Origin of the sequence: Pararhizobium sp. LjRoot255, from assembly GCF_964252905.1 — a bacterium.
In the GTDB taxonomy this organism is placed as follows: domain Bacteria; phylum Pseudomonadota; class Alphaproteobacteria; order Rhizobiales; family Rhizobiaceae; genus Pararhizobium.
Genome location: NZ_CAXUPQ020000001.1, coordinates 2,650,647 through 2,677,277 on the forward strand (window position 1 = coordinate 2,650,647; position 26,631 = coordinate 2,677,277).

General features: G+C 61.3%; 22 protein-coding genes. 9 read left to right on the forward strand and 13 right to left on the reverse strand.

Going from position 1 to position 26,631, the window contains the following annotated elements:
- Nucleotides 1–31 precede the first annotated feature (31 nt).
- The 7 genes from ACSQ2W_RS12830 to ACSQ2W_RS12860 all read right to left on the reverse strand — a co-directional run bounded on the left by ACSQ2W_RS12830 (nt 32) and on the right by ACSQ2W_RS12860 (nt 9,009).
- Entirely contained in the window at nt 32–3,325 is a 3,294-nt protein-coding gene (locus ACSQ2W_RS12830) for an efflux RND transporter permease subunit (RefSeq protein WP_436086579.1), read from the reverse strand.
- A gap of 13 nt (nt 3,326–3,338) precedes the next feature.
- Entirely contained in the window at nt 3,339–4,529 is a 1,191-nt protein-coding gene (locus ACSQ2W_RS12835; RefSeq protein ID WP_436086580.1) for an efflux RND transporter periplasmic adaptor subunit, read from the reverse strand.
- Between the two features lie 364 nt (nt 4,530–4,893).
- The gene (locus ACSQ2W_RS12840; RefSeq protein WP_436086581.1) at nt 4,894–5,886 is read right to left on the reverse strand and encodes an ABC transporter substrate-binding protein; all 993 of its coding nucleotides are present in this window, start codon (nt 5,884–5,886) and stop codon (nt 4,894–4,896) included.
- A gap of 50 nt (nt 5,887–5,936) precedes the next feature.
- Nucleotides 5,937–6,809, reverse strand: a complete 873-nt coding sequence (locus ACSQ2W_RS12845; protein ID WP_436086582.1) for an ABC transporter permease — start codon at nt 6,807–6,809, stop codon at nt 5,937–5,939.
- Entirely contained in the window at nt 6,806–7,690 is an 885-nt protein-coding gene (locus ACSQ2W_RS12850; protein ID WP_436086583.1) for an ABC transporter permease, read from the reverse strand. Before ACSQ2W_RS12850 ends, ACSQ2W_RS12845 begins: the two co-directional genes overlap by 4 nt.
- A gap of 2 nt (nt 7,691–7,692) precedes the next feature.
- Nucleotides 7,693–8,028 carry a hypothetical protein gene (locus ACSQ2W_RS12855; protein ID WP_436086584.1) on the reverse strand — a complete coding sequence of 112 codons (336 nt, stop codon included), beginning with the start codon at nt 8,026–8,028 and terminating at the stop codon, nt 7,693–7,695.
- A gap of 189 nt (nt 8,029–8,217) precedes the next feature.
- A complete protein-coding gene (locus ACSQ2W_RS12860; protein WP_436086585.1) occupies nt 8,218–9,009 on the reverse strand; it encodes an ABC transporter ATP-binding protein in 792 nt (263 codons plus the stop codon).
- A 142-nt stretch (nt 9,010–9,151) separates the two neighbouring features.
- On the opposite strand from ACSQ2W_RS12860, the gene ACSQ2W_RS12865 reads away from it, so the two are divergent.
- Nucleotides 9,152–9,562: a cupin domain-containing protein gene (locus ACSQ2W_RS12865; protein WP_436086586.1), complete on the forward strand. Its 411-nt coding sequence runs from the start codon at nt 9,152–9,154 to the stop codon at nt 9,560–9,562.
- Between the two features lie 86 nt (nt 9,563–9,648).
- Here ACSQ2W_RS12865 and ACSQ2W_RS12870 read toward each other — a convergent pair whose 3' ends face one another.
- From ACSQ2W_RS12870 to ACSQ2W_RS12880, 3 genes are all read right to left on the reverse strand, one after another.
- Complete coding sequence (locus tag ACSQ2W_RS12870) at nt 9,649–10,026, reverse strand: hypothetical protein (RefSeq protein WP_436080450.1); 378 nt, start codon at nt 10,024–10,026, stop codon at nt 9,649–9,651.
- Nucleotides 10,027–10,028: 2 nt separating this feature from the next.
- Nucleotides 10,029–11,483 (reverse strand): dihydropyrimidinase, encoded by a 1,455-nt coding sequence (gene hydA / locus ACSQ2W_RS12875; protein ID WP_436086587.1) that lies wholly within the window; start codon nt 11,481–11,483, stop codon nt 10,029–10,031.
- Between the two features lie 88 nt (nt 11,484–11,571).
- A complete protein-coding gene (locus ACSQ2W_RS12880) occupies nt 11,572–12,825 on the reverse strand; it encodes a Zn-dependent hydrolase (protein ID WP_436086588.1) in 1,254 nt (417 codons plus the stop codon).
- 289 nt (nt 12,826–13,114) lie between these two features.
- Here ACSQ2W_RS12880 and ACSQ2W_RS12885 point away from each other — a divergent pair, with 289 nt between their 5' ends.
- Nucleotides 13,115–13,765 carry a TetR family transcriptional regulator C-terminal domain-containing protein gene (locus ACSQ2W_RS12885; RefSeq protein ID WP_436086589.1) on the forward strand — a complete coding sequence of 217 codons (651 nt, stop codon included), beginning with the start codon at nt 13,115–13,117 and terminating at the stop codon, nt 13,763–13,765.
- Between the two features lie 31 nt (nt 13,766–13,796).
- On the opposite strand, the gene ACSQ2W_RS12890 is transcribed toward ACSQ2W_RS12885, so the two are convergent.
- The 3 genes from ACSQ2W_RS12890 to ACSQ2W_RS12900 all read right to left on the reverse strand — a co-directional run bounded on the left by ACSQ2W_RS12890 (nt 13,797) and on the right by ACSQ2W_RS12900 (nt 18,717).
- A complete protein-coding gene (locus ACSQ2W_RS12890; protein ID WP_436086590.1) occupies nt 13,797–15,467 on the reverse strand; it encodes an adenylate/guanylate cyclase domain-containing protein in 1,671 nt (556 codons plus the stop codon).
- A 559-nt stretch (nt 15,468–16,026) separates the two neighbouring features.
- Nucleotides 16,027–17,340: an NAD-dependent dihydropyrimidine dehydrogenase subunit PreA gene (preA, locus tag ACSQ2W_RS12895; protein WP_436086591.1), complete on the reverse strand. Its 1,314-nt coding sequence runs from the start codon at nt 17,338–17,340 to the stop codon at nt 16,027–16,029.
- A 15-nt stretch (nt 17,341–17,355) separates the two neighbouring features.
- Complete coding sequence (locus ACSQ2W_RS12900) at nt 17,356–18,717, reverse strand: NAD(P)-dependent oxidoreductase (RefSeq protein ID WP_436086592.1); 1,362 nt, start codon at nt 18,715–18,717, stop codon at nt 17,356–17,358.
- A 204-nt stretch (nt 18,718–18,921) separates the two neighbouring features.
- On the opposite strand from ACSQ2W_RS12900, the gene ACSQ2W_RS12905 reads away from it, so the two are divergent.
- The 7 genes from ACSQ2W_RS12905 to ACSQ2W_RS12935 all read left to right on the forward strand — a co-directional run bounded on the left by ACSQ2W_RS12905 (nt 18,922) and on the right by ACSQ2W_RS12935 (nt 26,580).
- Nucleotides 18,922–19,875 (forward strand): sugar-binding transcriptional regulator, encoded by a 954-nt coding sequence (locus ACSQ2W_RS12905; protein ID WP_436086593.1) that lies wholly within the window; start codon nt 18,922–18,924, stop codon nt 19,873–19,875.
- A gap of 154 nt (nt 19,876–20,029) precedes the next feature.
- Entirely contained in the window at nt 20,030–21,340 is a 1,311-nt protein-coding gene (locus ACSQ2W_RS12910; protein WP_436086594.1) for an ABC transporter substrate-binding protein, read from the forward strand.
- A gap of 195 nt (nt 21,341–21,535) precedes the next feature.
- A complete protein-coding gene (locus tag ACSQ2W_RS12915; protein ID WP_436086595.1) occupies nt 21,536–22,408 on the forward strand; it encodes a carbohydrate ABC transporter permease in 873 nt (290 codons plus the stop codon).
- Between the two features lie 13 nt (nt 22,409–22,421).
- A complete protein-coding gene (locus tag ACSQ2W_RS12920) occupies nt 22,422–23,246 on the forward strand; it encodes a carbohydrate ABC transporter permease (RefSeq protein ID WP_436086596.1) in 825 nt (274 codons plus the stop codon).
- Nucleotides 23,247–23,296: 50 nt separating this feature from the next.
- Complete coding sequence (locus tag ACSQ2W_RS12925) at nt 23,297–24,298, forward strand: ABC transporter ATP-binding protein (RefSeq protein ID WP_436086597.1); 1,002 nt, start codon at nt 23,297–23,299, stop codon at nt 24,296–24,298.
- A complete protein-coding gene (locus tag ACSQ2W_RS12930; RefSeq protein WP_436086598.1) occupies nt 24,295–25,068 on the forward strand; it encodes an L-iditol 2-dehydrogenase in 774 nt (257 codons plus the stop codon). Before ACSQ2W_RS12925 ends, ACSQ2W_RS12930 begins: the two co-directional genes overlap by 4 nt.
- 27 nt (nt 25,069–25,095) lie before the next feature.
- Complete coding sequence (locus ACSQ2W_RS12935) at nt 25,096–26,580, forward strand: mannitol dehydrogenase family protein (protein WP_436086599.1); 1,485 nt, start codon at nt 25,096–25,098, stop codon at nt 26,578–26,580.
- Nucleotides 26,581–26,631 lie beyond the last annotated feature (51 nt).

Here is a 26,631-nt window from a genome sequence, read left to right on the forward strand (position 1 = left end):
TCGATGCGGCCGGCCTTCTGTTTTGCTAATGTCATTCCGCGGCGAGGTGGATGACGTTGCCGCTGCGCTTCGGGCCTTCCAGCTTGTCGAGCCGCTCCCGCAATTGGCTGATGGTCTTGCTCTGGTCGGCGACGATTTCCGTCAGCGCGGTGTTTTCCAGAGGCTCCGTCTCCTGTTCCTTGCTGCCGACCAGGCGGCCAAAGAGCCAGCCGAGCAGGCGGGACAGATCGTCCATGATCAGGAAGAAGGACGGGACGACCACCAGCGAGATCACCGTCGAGACGATAATGCCACCGATCACAGCGATTGCCATCGGCGCGCGGAACGAACCGCCTTCGCCGACGCCGAGCGCCGACGGCAACATGCCGGCCGACATGGCGATCGAGGTCATGATGATCGGGCGGGCGCGCTTGCGGCCGGCCTCGACCATCGCGTGCGTCCGCTCCATGCCGCGATGCATCATCTCGATGGCGAAATCGACGAGCAGGATGGCGTTCTTGGTGACGATCCCCATCAGCATCAGGATGCCGATCAGCACGGGCATCGACATGGCATTCTGCGTGACGATGAGGCCGATCGCGACGCCGCCGATGGCGAGCGGCAGCGAGAACAGGATCGTGAACGGCTGGATGACGTCCTTGAACAGGAGGATGAGCACGACGAGCACCAGCATCAGGCCGAGCAGCATGGCGTTGCCGAAGCCCTGCTGCATTTCCGCCTGAACTTCAGCGTCACCACTTTCGAGGAACTGCACGCTCGCCGGCAGTTTCGTTTCCCTGGCGATCTCCTTGAAACGATCCGAGGCCGAGTTGAGCGCGACGCCGATCGGCAGGTCCGCGCCCATGGTCACGACACGATACCGGTCGTAACGCTTGATCGAGCTTGGGCCTTCCGAATAGTCGACATCGGCGACGCTCGAAATCGGCACCAGCGCACCCGCCGCAGTCTGGACCTTCAGGTTGCGGATGGCGGCAAGGTCGGTGCGGAAGTTCGTATCCACCTGGACACGGATCGGAATCTGCCGGTCGTCGAGCGAAATCTTCGTCAGCGCCGCATCGATGTCGCCGATCGTGGCGACGCGAACGACGTCAGCGATCTGCGAGGTCATGATACCAAGCCGCGACATCTGATCGGCGCGCGGGCGGATCTGCAGTTCGGGCCGCGGCAAGGCGCCGTCGGGGCTGACATTGGCAAGCAGCGGCTCGTCCCGCAGATTGGCTTCAAGCATGCCGACGGCCTTGTTCAGGTCCTCGTCGTTCTTCGACAGGAGGTTGAATGCCAGGTCGCGCTCACCGCGATCGTTCAGCTTCAGGATGCGGACGTCCGGAATGGAGCGGACGGCGGCATAGACCTGCTTCTCGATCTCGGCCTGCGGAATGATGCGGCCGGCTGGTGGCAGCTTGGGCAGATACTGGCCGATCAACGGGGTACGGCCGAGAACGTCGTTCACCACCTTGTTGAGCAAGGAATGATCGAGCTTGCCGAGCATGATGCTGATCGTTGCGCGGCGCAGTTCGAGGTCGCCCTTCGGCGAGGCACCACCGAGGACGAAGACGTCGTCGACACCGTCGAGATGCTTGACCTTGTCATAGATCTGCGCCGTCGTCGTGTCCGTGTCGTCCAGCATGGCGTCCGGCGGCAACTCGACCGACAGCACGATGCGCGAGGCGTCTTCCGGCGGCAGGAAGCTGCCGGGCACCGTCATGAGGAGAAAAACGGACCCGATCACGAAGGCAATCGCCGCCACGAGCGTCGCATAACGCATGTACCAGCGTCTGGTGGTTACGGTTACCAGCCACGTGTAGCCGCGCATCAGCGCGCCGTCCTTGTCTTCGTGATGACCGTCGCCGTCACCCGATTTCATCAGATAGGCAGCCATGACCGGCGTGATCAGACGGGCAACCATCAGCGAGAAGAACACTGCGACCGCGACCGTCAGGCCGAACTGGATGAAATACTGGCCCGGGATGCCCGGCATGAACGAGACCGGCACAAACACCGCGATAATCGTGAAGGTCGTCGCGATGACGGCAAGGCCGATTTCGTCGGCGGCCTCGATGGAGGCCTTATACGGCGATTTGCCCATCTTGATGTGCCGGGCGATGTTCTCGATTTCGACGATGGCGTCATCGACGAGAATACCGGTCGCAAGCGTCATGGCGAGGAAGCTCACCAGGTTCAGCGAGAAGCCGAGCAGTTCCATCACCCAGAAGGTGGGGATGGCCGAAAGCGGCAGGGCCATCGCCGAAATCAGCGTTGCCCGCCAGTTGCGCAGGAACAGGAGAACGACCGCCACCGCCAGCAGGGCGCCCTCGAGCAGCGTATGGATTGCAGCCTCGTAGTTGCCGTAGGTGTAGTAGACGGAATCATTGACCAGTTCGATCGACACGTCCGGGTTCTTCGCCCGCAGATCCTTCAGCGTCTTTTCCACCGTTTCGGCGACGGTCACTTCGCTGGCGCCCTTCGAGCGGAAGACCGCGAAGGTGACGACCGGATTGCCGTTGAAACGGGAAAACGACTTCGGCTCCTCATAAGTGTCGGTCACCTGACCGAGTTCGGAAAGGCGGACGAACCTGCCGTTCGGCATGGCGATCATCGTGCTTGCCAGGCCTTCGACCGAGCGTGCGTCGCCGAGCGTGCGGATCGCCTGTTCGCTGCCGCCCACCTGGCCGCGGCCGGAGCCGAGGTCGGTGTTCATCTTGCGCAACTGATTGTTCACGTCCGCGGCGGTGATGCCGTAGGAGTTCAGGCGAGCATCGTTGAGTTCGACGCGAACCTCACGGTCAGCCCCGCCGTAGCGGTCGATACGGCCGATGCCGCTCTGGCCCTGAAGCGCCCGCTTGATCGTGTCATCGACGAACCAGGAGATTTCCTCAAGCGTCATGCCGGGGGAGGAAACGGCGAAGGTCTGGATCGCCTGTCCCTCGACGTCGATCTTCGAGACGATCGGCTCCTCGACGGAGGCGGGGAGATCGCTGCGGATACGATCGATGGCGTCCTTGACGTCCTGTACCGCCTGGTTGGTCGGCACGTCCATCTCGAATTGGACAGCCGTCGTCGAAAGACCGTCGCTGATGGTCGAGGTGATGTGGTCGACGCCGGAAATGCCGGCGACCGCGTCCTCGATCTCCTTGGTCACCTGCGTTTCGAGCTCGGCCGGGGCTGCGCCGCTCTGGGTGACGCTGATCGAGACGATCGGCACGTCGATATTGGGGAAACGCGTGATCGGCAGCGTGTTGAACGACTGATATCCGAGATACATCAGCAACACGAAGCCGAGGATCGGCGCAATCGGATTGCGAATTGCCCAAGCTGAAAAATTCATCCCGCTGTTCCCGTCAATTGGTCGCCGTGGCGGCGGATGTCACCGGATTGATCTTGTCGCCGTCGCGCACATAGGCGCCGGCCTTGGCGACCACCTTGTCACCCGGCTTCAGGCCGGTGGTGATCTCGATGAACTCACCATCCTGGATGCCGGTGGTCACCGGTGTCAGGCGGACGATGCCGTCATCGACCTTGCGAACGACCGTTTCATCGTGGCCGACTGTAACGGCCGTCAGGGGCAGGACGATGGCCTGCTTTTCCTCGATGATGATCTGCGCATCGGCGTACATCCCCACCCTGGCCTTCTCGGGTTCGGAAAGGCTGATGTAAACGGTCCCAAGGCGGGTTTGCGCATCCACCATCGGTGAAATCAGGCGAATTTTACCGTCAACTTCGGTCTTGCCGTCCGCGAGCGTGACTTTGGCCTTCTGGCCGATGGCAAGCTTGATGAGTTCCGACTCGGTGATGTCAGCCTGCATTTCCACCGCGCCGTCGCGAATGATGGTGAACAGCGGGTCGCCCGTGCCATTGGCGATCGCGCCGATCTTGGCATTCCTTGCCGAGACGACGCCGCTGACCGGCGTTTTGACTTCGGTGCGGGCGAGGCGCAGGTCCAGATCGGATATCTGGGCTTCGACGACCTTGATCTCCGCCGTGGCCACTGCAACAAATTGTTCAGCCGAGTTGACGCGCGCCAATGCAGCGGTCGCCGCGGCCTTTTCCTGATCGCGTTGCGCTGTCGAGATGGTTCCGGCTTCCGAGAGCTTGATGGATCGCCCGCTCACCCGCACTGCTTCCTCGGCATTGGCCCGGGCTTCGGCAAGGAGTGCCTGATATTGTGCGAGCGACGCATTGGCCTTGGCGAGGCTTGCGGCAAACTGGCTCTTCTGCAGCAGCAGCGTGTCCTCGTTCAACGTCACCAGCGTGCTGTCCGCTTCGACCCGGTCACCGACATCGGCATTCAAAGTGCGGATGGAGAGCCCGTCGACCAACGGGGAGACGTAGATCTCCTCCACGGCCTTGATGGTACCGGTTGCGACAACGCGATCGACGACGGGCTTGTTCTCAACCTGGGTTACGACGATCGAAGGCAGTGCTTGCTCGGTCTTGGGCGCGGTGGCTTCCTCCGCAAATACGGCGCTGGAAAGGAAAGTCAGGACCAGGGCAGCAGAAATACCAAATGCAAAGGTCTTGTTACGGGCCATCGGCTTTTCCTTAAAATTCCGGATAGTTCAGTTCGCTAACGCCGCATAGTTCCAAGAAAAGGACGTGTCGTCGTCTAATGCTGGAAGGGAAGAAAATACCGCTTCGATCTCAATTAGCGAAAAATTTCCCCCGCCTCCTCCTCAAAATGCCACGGGGCTCTATTTAGGGAGCGCCTTTCGGCTATGCAAGGCGATACAAAAAAAGAATGGTGCCTCATTACTTTATTTGTTCCACCCATGCAAGACGATGTTCTTTTTCGCGGCGAAATGTAGCAGAAACGGTTCTGCGCGTGGGAGTTGAAAAAAGGACAAAGCGCGCGGGCCACCCCGCGCGCTCCTTTTTGTCTTGGACGATGAGATCGAACTACTTCAAGGCAGCGTCCGTGATCTCGTGGGTAAAGGCGCCTTCCGGTTCCTTGGTGATGACGGGATCGGAGCCACCCTTCATCAGCGAAGCGACCGTGCGCTTGTAGTCCGCCTCGTCGAGCGCGCCGTTCGAGCCGGCGGTGAGCTTGGCGATCTCGCCCATCATGCGCTTCTGGTGCGCTTCGGTCTGGGCGCCCGTCGCGTCGTTTTCGAGAACGATGCCGGCCGCCTCATCCGGGTTGGCCTCGGCATATTTCCAGCCCTTCATCGAGGCGCGGACGAACTTGACCATCTTTTCCTTGAAGGCCGGGTCCTTGAGCTTGTCTTCCAGTGCATAGAGGCCGTCTTCCAGAGTTGCGACGCCCTGGTCTTCATACTTGAAGGTCACGAGGTCCTCCGGCTTGATGCCTGCGTCAATGACCTGCCAGTATTCATTATAGGTCATGGTCGAGATACAGGCGGCCTGCTTCTGGATCAGCGGATCGACGTTGAAGCCCTGCTTCAGGACCGTGACGCCGTCCGGGCCGCCGTCGGTCTTGAGGCCAAGCTGGCTCATCCAGGAGAGGAACGGATATTCGTTGCCGAAGAACCAGACGCCGAGCGTCTTGCCCTTGAAATCAGCGGGCGTGGCAACGCCGGATTCCTTCAGGCAGGTCAGCATCATGCCGGAAGACTTGAAGGGCTGGGCGATGTTGACAAGGGGGACACCCTTCTCGCGGGTCGCAAGCGCCGACGGCATCCAGTCGACGACGACGTCGGCACCGCCACCGGCGATGACCTGCGGAGGTGCGATATCCGGGCCGCCCGGCTTGATCTCGACGTCGAGGCCTTCCTCTTCGTAGAAGCCCTTGTCCTTGGCAACGTAATAGCCCGCGAACTGGGCCTGGGTGACCCACTTCAGCTGCAGCACCACCTTGTCGGCGGCGATGGCCTGGAATGCGGACAGCGAAAAAGCGCTTGCCAGCAGCAGGGATGCAAGTCTTGTCTTCATGTCAGTTCCCTCGTTTTTGTTAAGCCTGTCCACCACGGACAGGCTTTTTCTCAGGCCGTCCGTGCGCTCCGCACGGACGGGTGCCAGAACGTGACGGCGCGCTCGACGAGTGCCACCGCCCCGTAAAAAACCGAGCCAGCCAACGCCGCGACGGCGATCTCGGCCCAAACCATGTCGACATTCATGCGCCCCACTTCCGTGGAGATCCGGAACCCCATGCCGACGATCGGGGTGCCGAAGAACTCGGCCACGATAGCGCCGATCAGCGCCAGGGTGGAGTTGATCTTGAGCGCATTGAAGATGAATGGCCATGCCGCCGGCAGCCGGAGCTTGATCAATGTCTGGAACCAGCTTGCCGCATAGGTGCGCATCAGGTCCCGCTCCATCGAACTCGTGGCCGCAAGCCCCGATACCGTGTTCACCAGCATGGGGAAGAAGGTCATGATGACGACGACCGCCACCTTCGACTGCCAATCGAAACCGAACCACATGACCATGATCGGCGCCACGCCGATGACGGGCAGCGCCGAGACGAAATTGCCGAGCGGCAGCAGGCCCTTCTGCAGGAAGGGCGAGCGGTCGATGGCGATCGCGACGAGGAAGCCGAGGCCGCAGCCGAGTGCATAGCCGGTAATAACGGCCTTCAGGAACGTCTGGCGGAAATCGGCCCAGAGCGTCGGCAGCGAATTGATCAGCCGCGCCCAGATCATCGACGGCGGCGGCAGGAGAACGGAGGGGACGTTTAGCCCGCGCACCAGACCTTCCCAGAGGACGAGTATGGTGATGCCGAAAATCAGCGGCACGGCGAGCCTGGCGGCCCGCGCTGCGGTCCGATTTGCGAACTTCCGGCGAACCAGCCATTCATTGTTAGCCCAGGCAACGAGCCAAAAGGCGAGGGCACTGACGAGAAGACCGGAATTCATGGCTTGATCCCCATACGCTTGAGGACGGCGGTGTGGGCAAGGCCGACGATGATCACCAGCGTTGCAGCCAGGGCCGCCGCCATGAACAGCGCCGACCAGATCTGCACGGTCTGACCGTAATAGGAGCCGGCGAGAAGTCTTGCGCCGAGGCCGGACACGGCACCGGTCGGCAGTTCGCCGACGATCGCGCCGACGAGCGAAATGGCGATGGCGACCTTCAGCGATGTGAACAGATAGGGCATCGACGCCGGCCAGCGCAGTTTCCAGAAGGTCTGGGAGGCGCTGGCATAATAGGTATGCATCAGGTCGAGCTGGATCTGTTCGGGGCTGCGAAGGCCCTTCACCATGCCGACGACGATCGGGAAGAAGCTGAGATAGGTGGAAATCAGCGCCTTCGGCAGCAGGCCGGCGATGCCGACCGCATTCAGGACGACGATGATCATTGGTGCGATGGCAAGGATGGGAATGGTCTGGCTGGCAATGACCCAGGGCATCAGCGAGCGGTCCATCGCCCTGTTGTGGACGATGCCGACAGCAAGCAGAATGCCGAGGACTGTGCCAATGCCGAAGCCGAGCAGCGTCGCCGACAGTGTGATCCAGGCGTGGTAGACGAGGCTGCGCTTCGACGTGATCGGCTTGTTGACGGTCGTGTCCCAGATCTCGGCGACCACCTGATGTGGGGCGGGGAGAACAGGCCGTTGCTGAAACATCGTTTTCGGCAGGATTTCCGAGAAGGTGATCGGCGTTCCGGCGCGAGCTGCCGTGTCCCGCTCGAAGGGGGTGTTGAGAAAGACGGCGGCGACATACCAGATGACCACCAGGGCAAGCAGGATGGCTCCCACCGGCATGATCCTGTCGTTGAAAAAGCTGGGCTTCTCCATGCTCAGGCCTTTCCGCTCGATGGCAAGAGCATCAGCGCCATGGAAACGACGCCGAGGGCGACGCCGGCCATCTGCGAAAGCGTCAGCCGCTCGCCGAACATGACAAAGGCAATGAGATTGACCAGCAGAAGCTGGGCAATCGCAGACGCGGAAATGGCAAGCCCCAGCCCGCCTTCGCGCATCAAGCGCACCATCATCAGATTGCCGATGCAATAGAGGCCCAGCGAAAACAGCAGGATCAGGATGTTGTTGCTGGCGACATAGTAGCGCGAGGCCGTGGCGGCGCTGAGGAATATGGCCATGGACGCGGCGAGCCAGAGGATGAAGGAGGGGTTCATGACAAGCACCTCGTTGTGGCGTGGCACCCCCCTCTGTCACTTCGTGACATCTCAGCCACAAGGGGGGAGATTAGCCGCAGGTATTGTGCTCGGCTTGCCCGAGAGGCGGCGAGGGAAAAGAGTGATTTCCCCCCGTGTGGGGGAGATGTCACGAAGTGACAGAGGGGGGTATCCACCGGCACAATTGATCTATTCATCATAGCTATGCCCCGCCCTCAGCCCTTCGCGGACCCGGCTGGCGATCTCCAGGAACTCCGGCGTTTCGCGGATATCGAGCGGGCGTTCTTTCGGAAGGGTGGACTCGATGATGTCGGTGACGCGGCCGGGGCGGGGGCTCATGACGACGATCTTTGTCGAGAGATAGACAGCTTCGGGGATGGAGTGCGTGACGAAGCAGATCGTCTTGTTGGTGCGATCCCAGAGCTGCAGCAATTGCTCGTTCAGATGATCGCGGACGATCTCGTCCAGCGCGCCAAAGGGTTCGTCCATCAACAGCAGGTCGGCATCGAAGGCGAGCGCGCGAGCGATAGACGCGCGCTGCTGCATGCCGCCGGAAAGCTGCCAGGGGAACTTCTTGCCGAAGCCGGTCAGGTTGACGAGATCCAGCGTCCGCTCGATGCGGGCCTTCTGGTCGGCGGCACTGTAACCCATGATTTCGAGCGGCAGGGCGATATTCTTCTCGATGGTGCGCCAGGGATAAAGTGCTGCCGCCTGGAAAACATAGCCGTAGGAACGGTTCTGGCGCGCGTCTTCTGGTGTCGTGCCGTTGACCGTTATCGTGCCGGAGGTCGGCTTTTCCAGATCGGCGATGACGCGCAAGAACGTCGTCTTGCCGCAGCCGGAAGGGCCGATGAAGGAGACGAAATCGCCCTTGTTGACGTCGAGATTGACGCCGGTCAGCGCGTTGACGGGGCCGTCATTGGTCTCGAAGGTGAGGCCGAGATTGCGGGCTGAGACGACGGATGCTGGTGTGATTGTCATTGGATCCGGTGCGCTCCGTCCTGAATGCCATTGGCTGGAAGTTTGCTGTGTCGTCATTCGGCTGTCTGCCTTCGATAGTCGTACTTCATATTTTTCGAATGAGGTATGCTGCGCGCGATATTGCTGCCGAGGAGATGTGGAAATGTTGCAATCATCAAAACCGACCTGCCGGATCGTGCGCCCTGGCCAGACCTATGACGGCAAGCAGGGGCTCAGTTATTTCGAAGGCATTTCGGCGGAGGCAACAGGTTCGACCGGCATCTGCATGCATCTCCTGACGATCCCGCCGGGCGGCCGCGCCAAGGCGCATCGGCACGAAAGCCACGAGACGGCGATCTACGTGCTGTCGGGAGAGGCGCACACCTGGCACGGCGACCGGTTGGAGCACCACGCCATCGTGCGGGCAGGCGAGATGTTCTACATCCCGGCCGGCGTTCCGCATCTGCCGGCCAACCTGTCGGACCAGCCCTGTTCGGCGGTGATCGCGCGGACAGATCCGAAGGGGCAGGAGAGCGTGGTTCTGTTGCCGGAGCTGGATGCCCTCGTGCCGTAGTAATGTCCGTGTTGCGTCAGCGGGCCCGTCGTTCCGCTCTTGGCCCGCCGGCCGGCGACAGAGTGATGTGCTGGATGGAGGGCGGCTCATTTGCATTTCTTCAGAGGCCCCCAGCGTGTCCCGTCCTTGAAAGCGATGGTGTAGTCCTTGCCGGTGCGCAGAATGTCGACGCTGTCGTCCGCCTCTCCGGTTTCGCCCTCAGCGCTGCAGGAAACTGTGGCGGCAAAGGATTTTCCGTTTTTTGTCACCGGACCTTTGAAGCTGCAATAAGATGCCGCCGTCGTGATGCCTTCGTCGGTCAGCAGAAAGAAGTCGTCGGAGCCGGTATATTCGCCGGTCTTGGCATAGGCGCAGCCGTCCTTGTTGCCATAGGCGCCGTCGAGGAAATTTTGGCTCGCAACGGCCGATCCGGCCGCCGCGACGATGGTCAGAAGCAACACAGCAATGCGAGTTGCGGCGCTCACCATCACACCCCGCTCGCCGGGATGCCGGTGCGCTGGACCTTGCGTGGCGCGGTGATATCCTTCCACGTAGAGAGCGCCTTGTTGACGGCGGTAAAGGGTTCACGGCTGATGAACTTGCCCTGGCCTTCGCGCGTCTTGATCGTCGATTCCTCGATCGCAACCACGCCGCCGGTCAACGTGTAGCGCGGCAGGCCGGTCACGTGCTTGCCCTCGAAGACATTGTAGTCGATCGCCGACTGCTGGGTGGCAGCCGAGATCGTCTTTGAGCGCTTCGGGTCCCAGACGACGATGTCGGCATCGGCCCCGACGAGAATCGCGCCTTTCCTCGGATACATGTTGAGGATCTTGGCGATATTGGTCGAGGTCACGGCGACGAACTCGTTCATGGTGATGCGGCCGGTCGCGACGCCATGGGTCCAGAGCATCGGCATGCGGTCTTCAAGGCCGCCGGTGCCGTTGGGGATCTTGGTGAAGTCGCCGATGCCGAAACGCTTCTGCGCGGTGGTGAAGGCGCAGTGGTCAGTCGCGACCACCTGCAGGGAGCCGCTAGCAAGTCCGGCCCAGAGACTGTCCTGATGCTGCTTGTTGCGGAAGGGCGGCGACATGACGCGGCGGGCGGCGTGGTCCCAGTCGGGATTGGCATATTCGCTTTCATCCAGCGTCAGGTGCTGGATCAGCGGCTCGCCATAGACGCGCATGCCCTTCTGGCGCGCGCGGCGGATGGCTTCGTGCGCCTGCTCGCAGGAGGTGTGCACGATATAGACCGGGGCGCCTGCCATGTCGGCGATCATGATCGCCCGGTTGGTGGCCTCGCCTTCGACTTCGGCGGGCCGGGAATAGGCATGCGCCTCAGGGCCGTTATTGCCGGCGGCGAGCAGCTTTGCCTGCATCTGGGCGACGACATCGCCGTTTTCGGCATGGACGAGCGGCAGGGCGCCGAGCGCTGCGCAGCGCTGGAAGGACGAGAACATCTCGTCGTCGTCCACCATCAGCGCACCCTTGTAGGCCATGAAATGCTTGAAGGTGTTGATGCCCTTGTCCTTGACGATGGTCTCCATCTCGTTGAAGACCTGCTCGCTCCACCAGGTAATCGCCATGTGGAAGGAGAAGTCGCAATTGGCCCGCGAGGTCTTGTTGTCCCACATGGTCAGCGCCTCGAGCAGCGACTGGCCGGGCGAGGGAAGCGCGAAATCGACGACCATGGTCGTGCCGCCCGAGAGCGCTGCACGCGTGCCGCTTTCGAAATCGTCGGAGGAATAGGTGCCCATGAAGGGCATTTCGAGATGGGTGTGCGGATCGATGCCGCCGGGCATGACATAGCAGCCGGTCGCGTCCAGCGTCTCGTCACCTGAGAGGTTCGGCCCGATCTCGACGATCCTGCCGCCATCCACCTTGATGTCGGCCTTGTAGGTGAGGTCGGCGGTGACGATGGTGCCACCCTTGATGACTGTGCTCATTGTGCTTGTTCCCTCATTCCGTGTTCATGATGGTTTTGCCGATCAGTGAAGGCGAAAACCGGATGACGTGGCACCGGGACGCATCGGCTTACTCCACAATCCCTGCCGTCTCCACCACCGCATGGAACAGAACGTCGCAGCCGGCCGACGCCCATTCCTTCGAGATATCCTCCGCCTCGTTGTGGCTGAGGCCGCCGACGCAAGGGCACATGACCATGGTGGCGGGTGCCACCTTGGCGGCCCAGCAGGCGTCGTGGCCGGCGCCGGAAATGAGGTTCATATGGCTGTAGCCGAGCTTTTCGGCGGCGGTGCGCACGGCTGTCACAAGCGTCGGATCGAAGGTGACCGGCGCGAAATGGCCGATCGCCTCGATGGAACAGCCGACACCAAGGGGTTCGGTTATCTTCGGCGCTTCGGCCTCGATCCTGGCGCGCATGCGGTCGAGCTTGGCCTTGTCCGGCGAGCGGATGTCGACGGTGAAGACGACCTTGCCGGGCAGCACGTTGCGGGAGTTGGGCGAGAAGAACACCTGGCCGACACCGCCGACGGCACCGGGCTGGTTTTCCATCGCGACACCCTGAACCATCTCCATGATGCGGGCCATGGCGAGCCCGGCATTGACGCGCATGTTCATCGGTGTCGAGCCAGTGTGCGCTTCGCGGCCGGTCAGCGTGAATTCCAGCCACCAGAGGCCCTGACAGTGGGTGACGACGCCGATGGTCTTTTCTTCCGCCTCCAGGATCGGACCCTGCTCGATGTGATATTCGAAATAGGCGTGCATCTTGCGGGCGCCGACCTCTTCGTCCCCCTGCCAGCCGATGCGTTTCAGTTCGTCGCCAAAGGTCTTGCCTTCCGGGTCCTTGCGGTCATAGGCATATTCGAGCGTATGGACGCCGGCAAAGACACCGGAGGCGAGCATGGCAGGCGCAAAGCGCGCGCCTTCCTCGTTGGTCCAGTTGGTGACGACGATCGGGTGCTTGGTCTTGATGCCGAGATCGTTCATGGTGCGCACGACTTCGAGCGCACCGAGCACGCCAAGCACGCCGTCGTATTTGCCGCCGGTCGGCTGCGTGTCGAGGTGGGAGCCGACATAGACGGGCAGCGCGTCGGGATCGGTGCCGGGGCGGGTGGCAAACATCGTGCCCATCTTGTCGACGCCGATGGTCAGCCCCGCGTCCTCGCACCAGGTCTTGAAGAGCTTGCGGCCTTCGCCGTCGTCGTCCGTCAGCGTCTGGCGGTTGTTGCCGCCGGCAATACCTGGGCCGATTTTCGCCATGTCCATCAGCGTTGCCCAAAGACGGTCCGCATTGACGCGCATGTTCTCGCCCGGTGCTGCTACCATGGCGGCTCTCCTCATTTTTTGCGGGAGGCACGTTGTGTGCGCGTCCCCTTGTTCCCGTCGGTCGAATCGGGGCCGTCTGGTTTTTTCGATTGCCCTGCGATCAGCCGTTGCGTTTGACTTTGAACTGACTGATAATTTGACCGGTTGGTAAAACATTACAACTTCCGTTGCCGCACTCAAGACGAAAAACGGAAAAAACGGAATTGCCGTCCGATTTTTTGAGGCAAGCGGTTTTCGGAGGTTTTCAAACCGCGCGCAGGCGGTGATTGGTGAGAAGACAGGGGGAAACATGGTACTTCCGAGGGCAGCCCGAACACAAAGGCGAACCCGCATCCAGGAGGAGAAGGAAGAACTGATTCTGGAGGCGGCGCTGGAGGTGTTTGCGACCCACGGCTTCCGCGGCAGCACCATCGATCAGATCGCCGATGTGGCGGGCATGTCGAAGCCGAACCTGCTCTATTATTTCCGCACCAAGGAAGCAATGCACCGGGCGCTGATCGACCGGGTTCTCGACAGCTGGCTCGATCCGCTGCGTGAGTTCGACGCCGAGGGAAATCCGGTCTCCGAGATTTGCAGCTACATCCGCCGCAAGCTGGAGATGGCTCGCGATTTCCCGCGAGAAAGCCGGCTGTTTGCCAACGAAATCCTGCAGGGCGCACCGCATATCGAGGACGAACTGAAGGGGCCGTTGAAGGCGCTGGTGGACGAGAAGGCAGAAGTGATCCGGGCCTGGGCGAAGGCCGGCAAAATTGCCAAGTGCGATCCCTACCACCTGATCTTCGCCATCTGGTCGACAACGCAGCATTATGCCGATTTCGATGTTCAGGTGCGCGACGTGCTCGGGGAGGAGCGATCAGGCGAGGGACGATTCGAAGACGCAGCGCGGTTTCTGGAGCAGTTGTTCGTCAAGGGCTTGGAGATCAAGGACGGGAATGCCTAACTGCGCCAGCGTCGCGGCAGTGGGCCTCTGGTCAGGTCGGCGTCTCCTTGAGGTGGTTGCCGGAAGCCATCATTATTTCGATCTCCGCCGTGTTCTGGACGATCAGTGTTTCGAGCATGCCCGCACGGCCACGAATGGAGATGTTGTAGCTTTCCCTGTCGTTGACCACGAGCCCGGCGTAGCGCACGACGTCGGCGGAAACGGCCAGCTGCGCATCATATTCCTTGGCAAACCCTTCCAGCCGGCTCGCGGCGTTGATGGTGTCGCCGACGGCGGTCAGCGACGAGGCCTTGCCATAGCCGATCTGGCCGATGATTGCCGAACCGGCGTGCATGCCCATCGCAATGCGCAGCGGTTTTTCCAGTTCGCTCATGAAATTCCGGTTGAGCAGATCGACACCCTTGGCAATGCGCACGGTTGCGTCGAGTGCCTGGGCGCAGGCCTCCTCGATCGTATTGCTCAGCCCGAAGATCGCCAGCGCGCCGTCACCGATGAATTTGTCGATGATGCCGCCCGATCCTTCGACGGCCTCGCCGATGGTCTCGAAATACCGGTTGAGCAGGAAGACGGTATCGAAGGGCAGTTGCTTCTGGGCAAGCTGGGTGAAGTCGCGCAGGTCGCAGAAGAGGACCGCGATGCGGCGCTCGCGCCCGGCTGCCTGCTGCTCGGTCGGCTGGGCCTTCAGACCGATATTGTCGCCACCGAGAACGGGCGCGATCGACAGGCTGTGGTTCGGCCGCAGCTGGCAGGCGAGGCGAACATCGCCAGGCGCGCGGATTCGCACGAGTGTTGTCCTTTCTGCCTCGTTTGGCGGCGGCAGCCGATCCAATCCCTCCGTCACCCGCACGCGACAGGTCGAGCAGCGCCCGCGCCCGCCGCAGATCGAGATATGCGGTATACCTGCGGCACGGCTCGCCTCGAGCACGCTGAAGCCTTTCGCGACGGAGATGGCGCGCTCGGGATAGGTGATCCGGACCTTCCCCCGCACCGGGATTGCACGCAGGATCAGCGTTCCGCCAATCATCGCCAGCAGGCCAGCACCGATGGAAAGCCGGATTTGTGCGAGGATTTCGGGCGGGGTGCGGTTCGCCATGAACCATGCCCCGGACGGCAACCCGCCCTCCAGCGACCGCGCGGCAACGGCGAAGCCGAGCAGGGAGAGCAGCGGCACGAGGACCGCGAAGGAATAGAAAAACAGGAAGTAACGCGGATACCAGCTGCGGCCGCGCATCCAGAACCAGGCACCGAGGCAGCCATGCGACCAGGCGAGAATGAGGGCAAGCGATTGCCGTATCGCGGTTGGGGTGTTCGACCAGAGGATTGGCAACATCTCGTAGTAGCCGTTGCCATAACCCGTCAGCATCCATTCGACACGCGTACCGACCACATGGCCAACGATGAGGAAGGGAAAGGAAAGCCCGAAGATGATCTTCAGCGCTTCCCGAACCGGCATGCGCAGCGTCTGCCGGCGGTAAAGGCTTTCCAGCGCCAGCAGGAAATGCACCAGCAGCGAGCCGTAAAGCAGGATCGTGCCCGGCCAACTGCGCCAGATCAGGTTGAAAACAACGCGCATTCTCTCCATCGCCTCGACCGAGACAAGGCCAAGCGCGTGATTGGAAAAATGGGTCAGCAGGAACAATCCCAGGCAAGCGCCTGAAAGCAGATGCAGCCTTTTGCGCGTTCTAGATGAGGCGACCTTCAAGCAAAAATCCGGAGTTGGCGGCGAAGCGCCGCATGTTGTTATGGCCTCTTATTGACGAGTTAGCCGCAAGGGGCAACGCACGTTTTGTGGACGCATCGTCGCAATTTCGTGTCCAATCCGTTATCGCCAACCTCGTCCACCGCGGACCACAGGCGCCAGGATAGAGGCCGGGCGCCTGCGCTCATCCTTCAGTTTCGCTCTCCAAAAATAATGATCCCGCTCGATGCCATCATAGCGGCCGGAGGCCAGACAGCAGTTCTTGAAACCGCCTCCCTGATCTGCAGGGGCAGGGATCTTTGCAGCCTAGTTTCCCGATCAGTTCGACGTTGCCGTGAACGAACTGGTTGCCGGTCTGACCTTGGGTTCCGAGGGCTAGGACTTGCGTCGCTTGGACGTGACCTCAAAAGCTCACGTCAGGGAAGGGTTTGCGTGCCATGATGGCTTCTGTCTTGGAGCGCTACGACAGATTGTAGCGTGCGCTTCCTAACAGGTTTGCGGTGCCAATCAAACGGCAATCGGCCGCCTCGATGTCGAAGCGGCCGATTCGCGTGCAAAACCCTTATTCCGCGGCCTGCCGGGCCATCGGATTGTTCGGATGGGTCGTCCAGTTGGCATAGTTCGGATCGACCACCTTGCCGGTGCGCTCGTCGAGCGTCCCCGGCTCAAGGCCGACCATGGTGATGCAGTCCTGTACGGGGCAGACGTTGACGCAGAGGTTGCAGCCGACGCATTCGTCTTCCATCACCTCGAAATGCCTGACGCCATCGACATACTGGGTGATCGCCTGATGCGAGGTGTCCTCGCAGGCGATGTGACAGCGGCCGCACTTGATGCAGGCATCCTGGTCGATGCGGGCCTTGGCGACATAGTTGAGGTTGAGATACTGCCAGTCCGAAACGTTCGGAACCGCCCGGCCGCAGATGTCGTCGAGCGAGCGATGGCCCTTGGCATCCATCCAGTTCGAAAGACCGGTGATCATTTCCTGGACGATCTTGAAACCGTAGGTCATGGCCGCGGTGCAGACCTGGACGTTGCCGGCGCCAAGCACCAGGAACTCTGCCGCGTCGCGCCAGGTGGTGATGCCGCCGATGCCGGAGATCGGCAGGCCGTAGGTTTCCGGATCGCGGGCGATCTCGGCCACCATGTTGAGGGCGATGGGCTTCACCGCCGGTCCGCAATAGCCGCCATGGCTACCCTTGCCGTCGATCGACGGCTCCGGCGAGAACGTGTCGAGATTGACCGAGGTGATCGAGTTGATCGTGTTGATCAGCGAGACGGCGTCGGTGCCGCCGGCCTTGGCGGCGCGAGCGGGCTTGCGGATGTCGGTGATGTTCGGCGTCAGCTTGGTGATGACGGGCATGCGGGTATACTGCTTGCACCAGCGCGCGACCATCTCGATATATTCCGGCACCTGCCCGACCGCAGCCCCCATGCCGCGTTCCGACATGCCGTGCGGACAGCCGAAGTTGAGCTCGATGCCGTCGGCGCCGGTTTCTTCGACCAGCGGCAGGATCGCCTTCCAGGCATTTTCTTCGCAAGGCACCATGATCGAGGCGATCAGCGCCCGATCCGGCCAGTTCATCTTCACCTGCTTCATTTCGCGCAGGTTCGTGTAGAGGTCGCGGTCGGTGATGAGCTCGATATTGTTGAGGCCGAGCAAGCGGCGGTCGGCGCCCCAGATGGCGCCGTAACGCGGGCCGTTGACATTGACGACCGGTGGGCCTTCCTCACCAAGCGTCTTCCAGACCACACCGCCCCAGCCCGCCTTGAAGGCGCGCTCGACGTTATAGGCCTTGTCTGTCGGCGGCGCCGAGGCCAGCCAGAACGGGTTCGGGGACTTGATGCCGACGAAGTTATTGCGGAGATCAGCCATTGTTCATTCTCCCCTTCAGGCGACGGCGATGGCCGGCTGCGTCGCAGCGGCAAGCACGCGGTTGATCGATTCGGCCGCATCGCGACCCATGGCCACGGCGGAGACCGTCAGGTCCTCGCCGCCCAGAACGCAGTCGCCGCCGGCCCAGACGCGCTCAAGCGAGGTGCGGCCCTCGTCGTCGACGACGATGCGGCCGGATTGCAGCGCGATGGCACCGAGACCGTCGGCCTCGAAGGTCTGGCCGATCGCCTTCAGCACATGGTCGGCAGTGATCGCGCCGGTTTCGCCGGTGGTGACGAGACGTCCGTCATCGAGCGCAGTGTAGTCGAGCTCGATGCCGGCCACCTTGCCGTCGCGGGTGAGAATGCGCTTCGGCTGCAGCCAGTGGCGGATGGTGACACCCTTGGAGGCCGCAAGATCCTGCTCGAATTCCGAGGCATTCATATGCTCCTTGCCGCGGCGATAGCAGATCGTCACCTCTTCGGCACCGAGCAGTTTTGCCTGCACGGCCGCATCGATTGCGGTCATGCCGCCACCGAGAACCACGACCCTGCGGCCGACCGGGATATCCGCCCTGGTTTCGGATTGCCGGAGTGCTGCGATGAAATCGACCGCATCTTCGACGCCCTCGGCCGTTTCGCCCTCGGTACGCAACGCGTTGACGCCGGCAAGGCCGAGGCCGAGGAAGACGGCGTCATGCTTCGACAGCAAGTCGCTTAGCGAGAAGTCACGGCCCAGCATCTGGCGGTTGCGCACGTCGATGCCGCCGATGGACAGGACATAGTCGACTTCCTTCTGGGCAAAGCTGTCGACCGTCTTGTAGGTGGCAATGCCGTATTCGTTGAGGCCGCCGGCCTTTTCGCGGGCGTCGTAGATGATGACGTCGTGACCCTTGACGGCAAGGCGATGGGCGCAGGCAAGGCCCGCCGGACCGGCGCCGATGACGGCAATGGATTTACCGGTCGGTTCGGCGCGTTCGTAGAACTGGACGTTGTCGCGCATGGCGATATCGGTGGCATAACGCTGCAGCCGGCCGATCTCCACCGGCCGGTGTTCGGCGGTGTTGCGGACGCAGGCCTGCTCGCAGAGCGTCTCGGTGGGACAGACGCGGGCGCACATGCCGCCGAGAATGTTCTGGTCGAAGATGGTGTTGGCCGACCCGGTCGGGTTCCCAGTCGATATCTGCCGGATGAACAGCGGGATATCGATGGAGGTGGGACAGGCCGTCATGCAGGGCGCGTCGTAGCAGAAATAGCAGCGGTCGGAGGCGACCAGCGCTTCATGCTCGTCCAGCGGCGGATGCAGGTCGGAAAAATTCCTGTCATATTCGGCGAGCGACAGGCGTCCGCTCACTATTCCAGTTTCAGTCGTTCCCATTTTATGGCTCCCAAATGTCATGCCTTAGGATGATGAAACGGTAACATGCTTTATTTTTTTATCAAACGGTAAAAATTCAAAATATGAAAATGTTGGAATCGCGGTGGCGCAAGGGTTTCAGCGTGTTTGCAATCACACGTCAACGGTCAATGTTTGACAGAAGGCGGGAAAAAATGTCAGCACATTTCCCAGGGAGTACGGACAATGGCGCGCAGACCGGAAGCAAGCAACAGGCTCGACGATGCCGCGCGCGCTGGCTGGCTTTATTATGTCGCCGGGCGCACGCAAGATGAAATCGCGTCCGCGATGGGGATATCGCGGCAGTCGGCGCAGCGGCTGGTTTCGCTTGCGATGGCCGAGCGGCTGATCAAGGTTCGCCTCGATCATCCGATCGCCGCCTGTCTCGAACTTGGGCAGCGGCTCAAGGAGAAATACGATCTGCGGCAGGTGGACATCGTGCCGAGCGATCCTGGATCGACATCGACGACGGTCGGCATTGCCGAAGCCGGTGCCGCCGAAATAGAGCGCTGGCTGAAATCCACCGATCCGATCATCCTTGCCATCGGTACGGGGCGCACGCTGAAGGCGGCGATCGACCAATTGCCGGCGATGGAATGTCCGCAGCACCGCATCGTCTCCTTGACCGGAAATATCGGTCCCGATGGTTCGGCTGCCTATTACAACGTCATCTTCTCGATGGCCGATGCCGTGAAGGCGCGGCATTTTCCGATGCCGCTGCCGGTTCTTGTCTCCTCGCCAGAGGAGCGGGCGGTGCTTCACAGTCAGGCACTCGTCAAATCGGCGTTGAAATTGGGCGCGGAGGCGGATGTCGCTTTCGTCGGTGTCGGCGAGTTGGGCGAGCGGGCGCCATTGTGCGAAGACGGTTTTCTTGCCCATGACGAAATGATGCGACTGATGGACGAGGGAGCCGCCGGAGAAATCTGCGGCTGGATGTTCGACCGCAACGGCCAGATGATGTCCGGCGGCATCAACAAGCGCGTCGCCAGCGTGCCTTTGCCACCACGCGACTCGGCGACCGTCATCGGTATCGCCAAAGGTCAGCGAAAACACCTGGCGCTGAGCGCTGCCCTCAAAGGGCGGGTGATCAACGGCCTCATCACGGATGAGGCAATGGCTGAGTTTTTGCTCACCCAGTGAGCCGGTGCTCATAAATAATCAATAAAAAATATCAAATGGTTAGTCCTTCGTTTCTGCAGTGCAGCAACGAATGCCAATTGACATTTTTTGCAAATGTGTGAGTAATTGCCCACGAACAAGGCAAATGCTCACAACTCTTCTGGGAGGAAGATATATGAACTTGAAAACTTTTTTGCTGGGCACGTGCTCGGCAGTCGTCATCGCGGGTTTCGCCCAGGCGGAAAGCCTCACCATTGCCACGGTGAACAATGGCGACATGGTCCGCATGCAAGGGCTGACGGACGACTTCACCAAGGCAAACCCCGACATCCAGCTCGAGTGGGTCACCCTCGAGGAAAACGTGCTGCGCGAACGCGTCACCACGGATATCGCGACCAAGGGCGGCCAGTACGACGTACTGACGATCGGGACCTATGAAGTGCCGATCTGGGCAAAGCAGGGCTGGCTCCTGCCGCTCGACAATCTCGGCGCTGACTACGACGTCGACGATCTGCTTCCGGCCATCCGCTCTGGTCTTACCGTGGACGGCAAACTCTATGCGGCTCCGTTCTACGGCGAAAGCTCGTTCATCATGTATCGCAAGGACCTGATGGAGAAGGCAGGGCTCACCATGCCCGATGCGCCGACCTGGGAATTCGTGGCCGATGCTGCCCGCAAGATGACCGACCGCGCGGCCGGCATCAACGGCATCTGCTTGCGTGGCAAGGCCGGTTGGGGCGAGAACATGGCGTTCCTGACCGCCACCTCCAATGCCTTCGGCGCCCGCTGGTTCGACGAGAACTGGAAGCCTCAGTTCGATCAGCCGGAATGGAAGAACACGCTCGATTTCTACGTGAAGCTGATGAACGATGCTGGCCCGCAGGGTGCATCCTCCAACGGCTTCAACGAGAACCTGGCGCTCTTCCAGCAGGGCAAGTGCGGCATGTGGATCGATGCGACCGTCGCCGCCTCCTTCGTGACCAACCCGAAGGATTCGACCGTCGCCGACAAGGTCGGCTTTGCCCTGGCGCCCGACACCGGCCTCGGCAAGCGCGGCAACTGGCTGTGGGCATGGTCGCTCGGCATTCCTGCCGGCACGCAGAAGGCGGAAGCGGCCCAGAAGTTCGTGTCCTGGGCAACCAGCAAGCACTATCTCGACCTAGTTGCCGAGAAGGAAGGCTGGGCAAACGTTCCTCCGGGCACGCGCGCCTCGCTCTACGCCAATCCGGAGTACCAGAAGGCGGCTCCGTTCGCCAAAATGACGCTGGATTCGATCAATGCGGCTGATCCGACCAAGCCGACCGTGAAGCCGGTCCCTTACGTCGGTGTCCAGTTCGTCGCGATCCCGGAATTCCAGGGGCTCGGCACGACGGTCGGACAGCTCTTCTCGGCGGCTTTGGCCGGTCAGATGACTGTGGATGATGCGCTCGCGCAGGCACAGCAGGTAGCCACCCGCGAAATGACACGCGGCGGTTACATCAAGTAGGTCCCTCCCAAGGGCGGACGACCCGGGGTCTATGATCCGGGTCGTCAAACTGGAACCTGACGTCAGCCGTTAGTCAATCTCCATCGTCATTGCGGCTGACGTCAGGATTTTTCGAGAAGAATACCAAGCAGGCCGGATTGCTGCCCTCCCGGCGGGGCGGGCGCCTGTACCGGAACGAGCGGGAGGGTTGTTTCTATGGCTACGCAGAACACGCGGGCGCTGGCGCGCTTCATGATGGCCCCCTCGGTCGGGCTGCTTCTGATCTGGATGATCGTGCCGCTGGCGATGACGCTGTGGTTCTCGTTCCAGAACTACAATCTGCTCAATCCGGCCAATGTCAGCTTCGCTGGCCTGTTCAACTACCAGTATTTTTACACGGATCCCGCCTTTTTCCAGTCGATCTGGAACACGCTGGTCATCGTCGTCGGCGTGCTGCTCATCACCGTCATCGGCGGGGTTGCGATCGCGCTCCTGCTCGACCAGCCGATGATGGGACAGGGGATCGTGCGCATCATGATCATCTCGCCGTTCTTCGTCATGCCGCCGGTCGCCGCCCTCGTCTGGAAGAACATGATCATGCATCCGGGCTATGGCGTGCTTGCCGATATGAGCCGGGCGCTCGGCCTGCAGCCGGTCGATTGGTTCGCGCAGTACCCGCTGCTTTCGATCATCATCATCGTCGCCTGGCAGTGGCTGCCGTTTGCAACGCTCATCCTCCTGACCGCGCTGCAATCGCTTGACGTCGAGCAGAAGGAAGCGGCCGAAATGGACGGCGCCAATTTCGTCAACCGCTTCATCTACCTGACGCTGCCGCATCTGGCCCGCTCGATCACCGTCGTCATCCTGATCCAGACGATCTTCCTGCTCAGCATCTATGCGGAAATCCTCGTCACCACCAATGGCGGACCGGGTTACGCGTCGACCAACCTGCCGTTCCTGATCTACCGCACCGCGCTGCTCGGCTACGACGTCGGCGGCGCCTCGGCAGGCGGCATCATCGCAGTCATCCTCGCCAATATCGTCGCCTTCTTCCTGATGCGCGCCGTTGGCAAGAACCTCGACAGATAAGGGAGGCAGGACCATGGCCCGCGCAGTCTCGACAAGAAGAACCGTCGCTTTCACCATCGCCGCATGGATCGTCGCGCTGATCATCTTCTTCCCGATCCTCTACACGATCATCACCAGCTTCAAATCGGAAACCGAGGCGATCCGGGGCTTCAGCCTGATCCCGTCGGGCACGGTCGAAAGCTATATCGACGTGCAGACGCAGAAGGATTACTTCAAGCCGTTCATGAACTCGGTGATCCTGTCGGTCGGCTCGACCCTGATTGCGTTGGTGATCTCCGTGCCGGCCGCATGGTCGATGGCGTTTTCGCCGACCAAGAAGACCAAGGACGTGCTGATGTGGATGCTTTCCACCAAGATGATGCCGGCCGTCGCCGTTCTGGTGCCGATCTACTTGATCTTCCGTGATTTCGGCCTGCTCGACAGCCGCATCGGCCTGACCGTCATGCTGACGATGATCAACCTGCCGATCGTGATCTGGATGCTCTACACCTATTTCCGCGAAATTCCGGGTGAGATCCTGGAGGCCGCGCGCATGGACGGCGCTTCGCTCTGGGGCGAGATCATCTATGTGCTGACGCCCATGGCAGTGCCCGGTATCGCATCGACGATGCTGCTCAACATCATCCTCGCCTGGAACGAAGCCTTCTGGACGATCCGTCTGACCGCAACCAACGCCGCACCGCTCACCGCCTTCATCGCCTCTTTCTCCAGCCCGCAAGGGCTGTTCTGGGCAAAGTTGTCGGCTGCCTCGACGCTGGCGATTGCCCCGATCCTGATCATGGGCTGGTTCAGCCAGAAGCAACTCGTCCGCGGCCTGACCTTCGGCGCGGTGAAATAACGACGAACGACGAAAAGACTCGTCACGGCAGAAAGACTGGGGAGAGACGCATGGGCAATATTACACTCAGGAAGGTCAACAAATCCTTCGGCGCGACGCAGGTCATTCCGGGCATTGACCTCACTATCGAGGATGGCGAATTCGTCGTCTTCGTCGGCCCCTCGGGTTGCGGAAAGTCGACGCTGCTGCGCCTGATCGCCGGTCTCGAAGACACGACCTCCGGCTCGATCGAGATCGATGGCCGCGACCTGACCGGCGAGGCGCCGGCCAAGCGTGGCTTGGCCATGGTGTTCCAGTCCTATGCGCTCTATCCGCATATGTCGGTGCGCAACAACATCGCGTTTCCGTTGAAGATGGCCAAGCTCGAGAAGACCGCGATCGACAAGAAGGTGACGGAGGCTGCGCGCATCCTCAACCTGACGAACTATCTCGACCGCCGTCCGGGGCAGCTTTCCGGCGGCCAACGTCAGCGTGTCGCGATCGGCCGCGCCATCGTGCGCGAGCCCTCGGCGTTCCTGTTCGACGAGCCGTTGTCCAATCTCGATGCTGCCCTGCGCGGAACGATGCGGCTCGAGATCAGCGAACTGCATCATCAGCTGCAGACGACGATGATCTACGTCACCCACGACCAGGTCGAGGCCATGACGATGGCCGACAAGATCGTGGTTCTCAATGCCGGCAATATCGAGCAGGTCGGGTCGCCGCTCGACCTCTATCATCGGCCGGATAATCTTTTCGTCGCCGGTTTCATAGGCTCGCCGCGCATGAACTTTGCGACCGGCGAATTCTCAAGGCCGTACAACGCCCATACCATCGGCGTCCGCCCGGAACACCTGCAGCTCTCGACACAGTCCGGGACATGGCGCGGTGTGGTCGGCGTGGCCGAACATCTCGGCTCGGATACCTTCCTGCATATTCATGTCGAGGGTATCGGCCTGGTAACGGCCCGCGTCGGCGGTGATTTCGGCGTCAACCATGGCGACCACGTCTTCCTGACCCCGGACGAGGGCCGCGTTCACCGTTTCAATGACAAGGGACTGGCAATTCGATGACACGTTTACAGGGAAAGAGCGCGTTGATCACGGGGTCGGCGCGGGGCATCGGCCGCGCTTTTGCCGAGGCCTACATCCGGGAAGGGGCGACCGTCGCGATCGCCGATATCAATCTCGGTCGTGCGAAGACGACTGCGGACGAGCTTGGGTCGTCGGCCTATGCCGTGGAAATGGATGTGACCAGCCAAGCCTCGATCGACGCGGCAATTGCCGCAGTCGTGGCGAAGGCCGGTGGCCTCGATATCCTCGTCAACAATGCCGCTTTGTTCGATCTCGCCCCGATCGTCGAGATCACCCGCGAAAGCTACGACAGGCTGTTTTCGATCAATGTCGGCGGCACGCTCTTCACGATGCAGGCCGCCGCGCGGCAGATGATCGCGCAGGGGCGCGGCGGCAAGATCATCAACATGGCAAGCCAGGCGGGCCGCCGTGGGGAGGCGCTTGTCGCCATCTATTGCGCCACCAAGGCGGCGGTTATCAGCCTCACCCAGTCGGCGGGCCTGAACCTCATCAAGCATGGCATCAACGTCAATGCGATCGCGCCCGGCGTCGTCGATGGCGAGCACTGGGAGGGCGTCGATGCATTGTTTGCCAAATACGAGAACCGGCCGCTCGGTGAAAAGAAGAGATTGGTCAGTGCCGAAGTTCCGTTCGGACGCATGGGCACCGCTGAAGACCTGACGGGCATGGCGATCTTCCTCGCGTCTGCCGAAAGCAACTACGTCGTTTCGCAAACCTACAATGTCGATGGCGGCAACTGGATGAGCTGATTAAAGCTCATCGAAAGGAATGAAGACATGACGACCAAACTTTCGCTCGCCAATCTCGACGCCATCAAGAAGACAGCCGCTGTTCCTGCCTATGACCGTTCAAAGCTGAAGGCGGGCATCGTCCATTTCGGCGTCGGCAACTTCCACCGCGCCCATCAGGCGATCTACCTCGATGATCTCTTCAATACCGGAAAGGATCTCGACTGGGCGATCGTGGGGGCAGGGGTTTTGCAGTCCGACGAAGCAATGCGGGCAAAGCTTGCCGAACAGGATTTCCTGACCACCGTCGTCTCACAGGATAACGACAGGAGTGCCGCCCGTGTCACGGCGCCGATGATCGACTATCTGGCCCCCGGCAATGCTGCAGCGACGATCGCGAAGCTCGCCGATCCCGCGATCCGGATCGTCTCGCTGACGATCACTGAAGGCGGCTATTTCATCGACCCGGCTTCCGGCACGTTCAATCCGGGCCATCCGGCCATCGCCTCCGACAGCCAGAATCCCTCTGATCCGAAAACGGTGTTCGGCCTGATCATCGCCGGCCTGAAAGCACGCAAGGACAAGGGCATCGTGCCGTTCACCGTGATGTCCTGTGATAATATTCCGGGCAATGGTGAAGTCACGCATGCGGCTCTTTCGGGTCTCGCCCGCCTGTCCGATCCGGCGCTTGCCGACTGGATCGACGCCAATGTCGCCTTCCCGAATGCCATGGTCGACCGCATCACACCGGCGACCGGGCCGCGGGAGGTCGGCATCGTCGCCGACGATTACGGCATTGACGACAACTGGCCGGTGTTCTGCGAAGACTTCAAGCAATGGGTCCTGGAGGATCATTTTCCCGCGGGCCGCCCGGCGCTCGAAACCGTTGGCGTCCAGTTCGTGCCGGATGTCGCACCTTACGAGCATATGAAGATCCGCATCCTCAATGGCGGCCATGCGGCGATTGCCTATCCGGCCGCACTTCTCGATATCCATTTCGTCCATGAAGCGATGGAGGACGAGACGGTCCGCGCCTTCCTGGCGAAGCTGGAGCACGACGAGATCATCCCGGTCATTCCGCCGGTGCCGAAGACCGACCTCAATGCCTATTTCAAACAGGTGGAGACGCGGCTGTTCAACCCGAAGATCGGCGACACCATCCCACGTCTGGCTCAGGACGGCTCCAATCGCCAGCCGAAATTCATCCTGCCGACGACGGCCGACCGGCTTCGGCGCGGCGAGGACGTGATCGGCTTGTCGCTCGTGTCGGCGCTCTGGTGCCGGTACTTCGCCGGAACCACCGATAGCGGCATGGCGATCACCTTCAACGACGCCAGCGCCGACCGGCTGCATGCCGCGGCTGTGAAAGCCAAGGATGATCCACAGGCCTTCCTTGCGCTTTCCGATATCTTCGGCGAAGTTGCGCAATCACCGCTGTTCCAGAAGCGATTTGTACATGCGCTGCGAACACTTTGGGACAAGGGCACGCGGGCGACGCTTCAGCTCTATCTCGACGAAAAACTTGGAGTATGACGTCATGACCCTAGAGGCCTCGCGTAACGTTGCGGCCGCACTGCGCCGCCG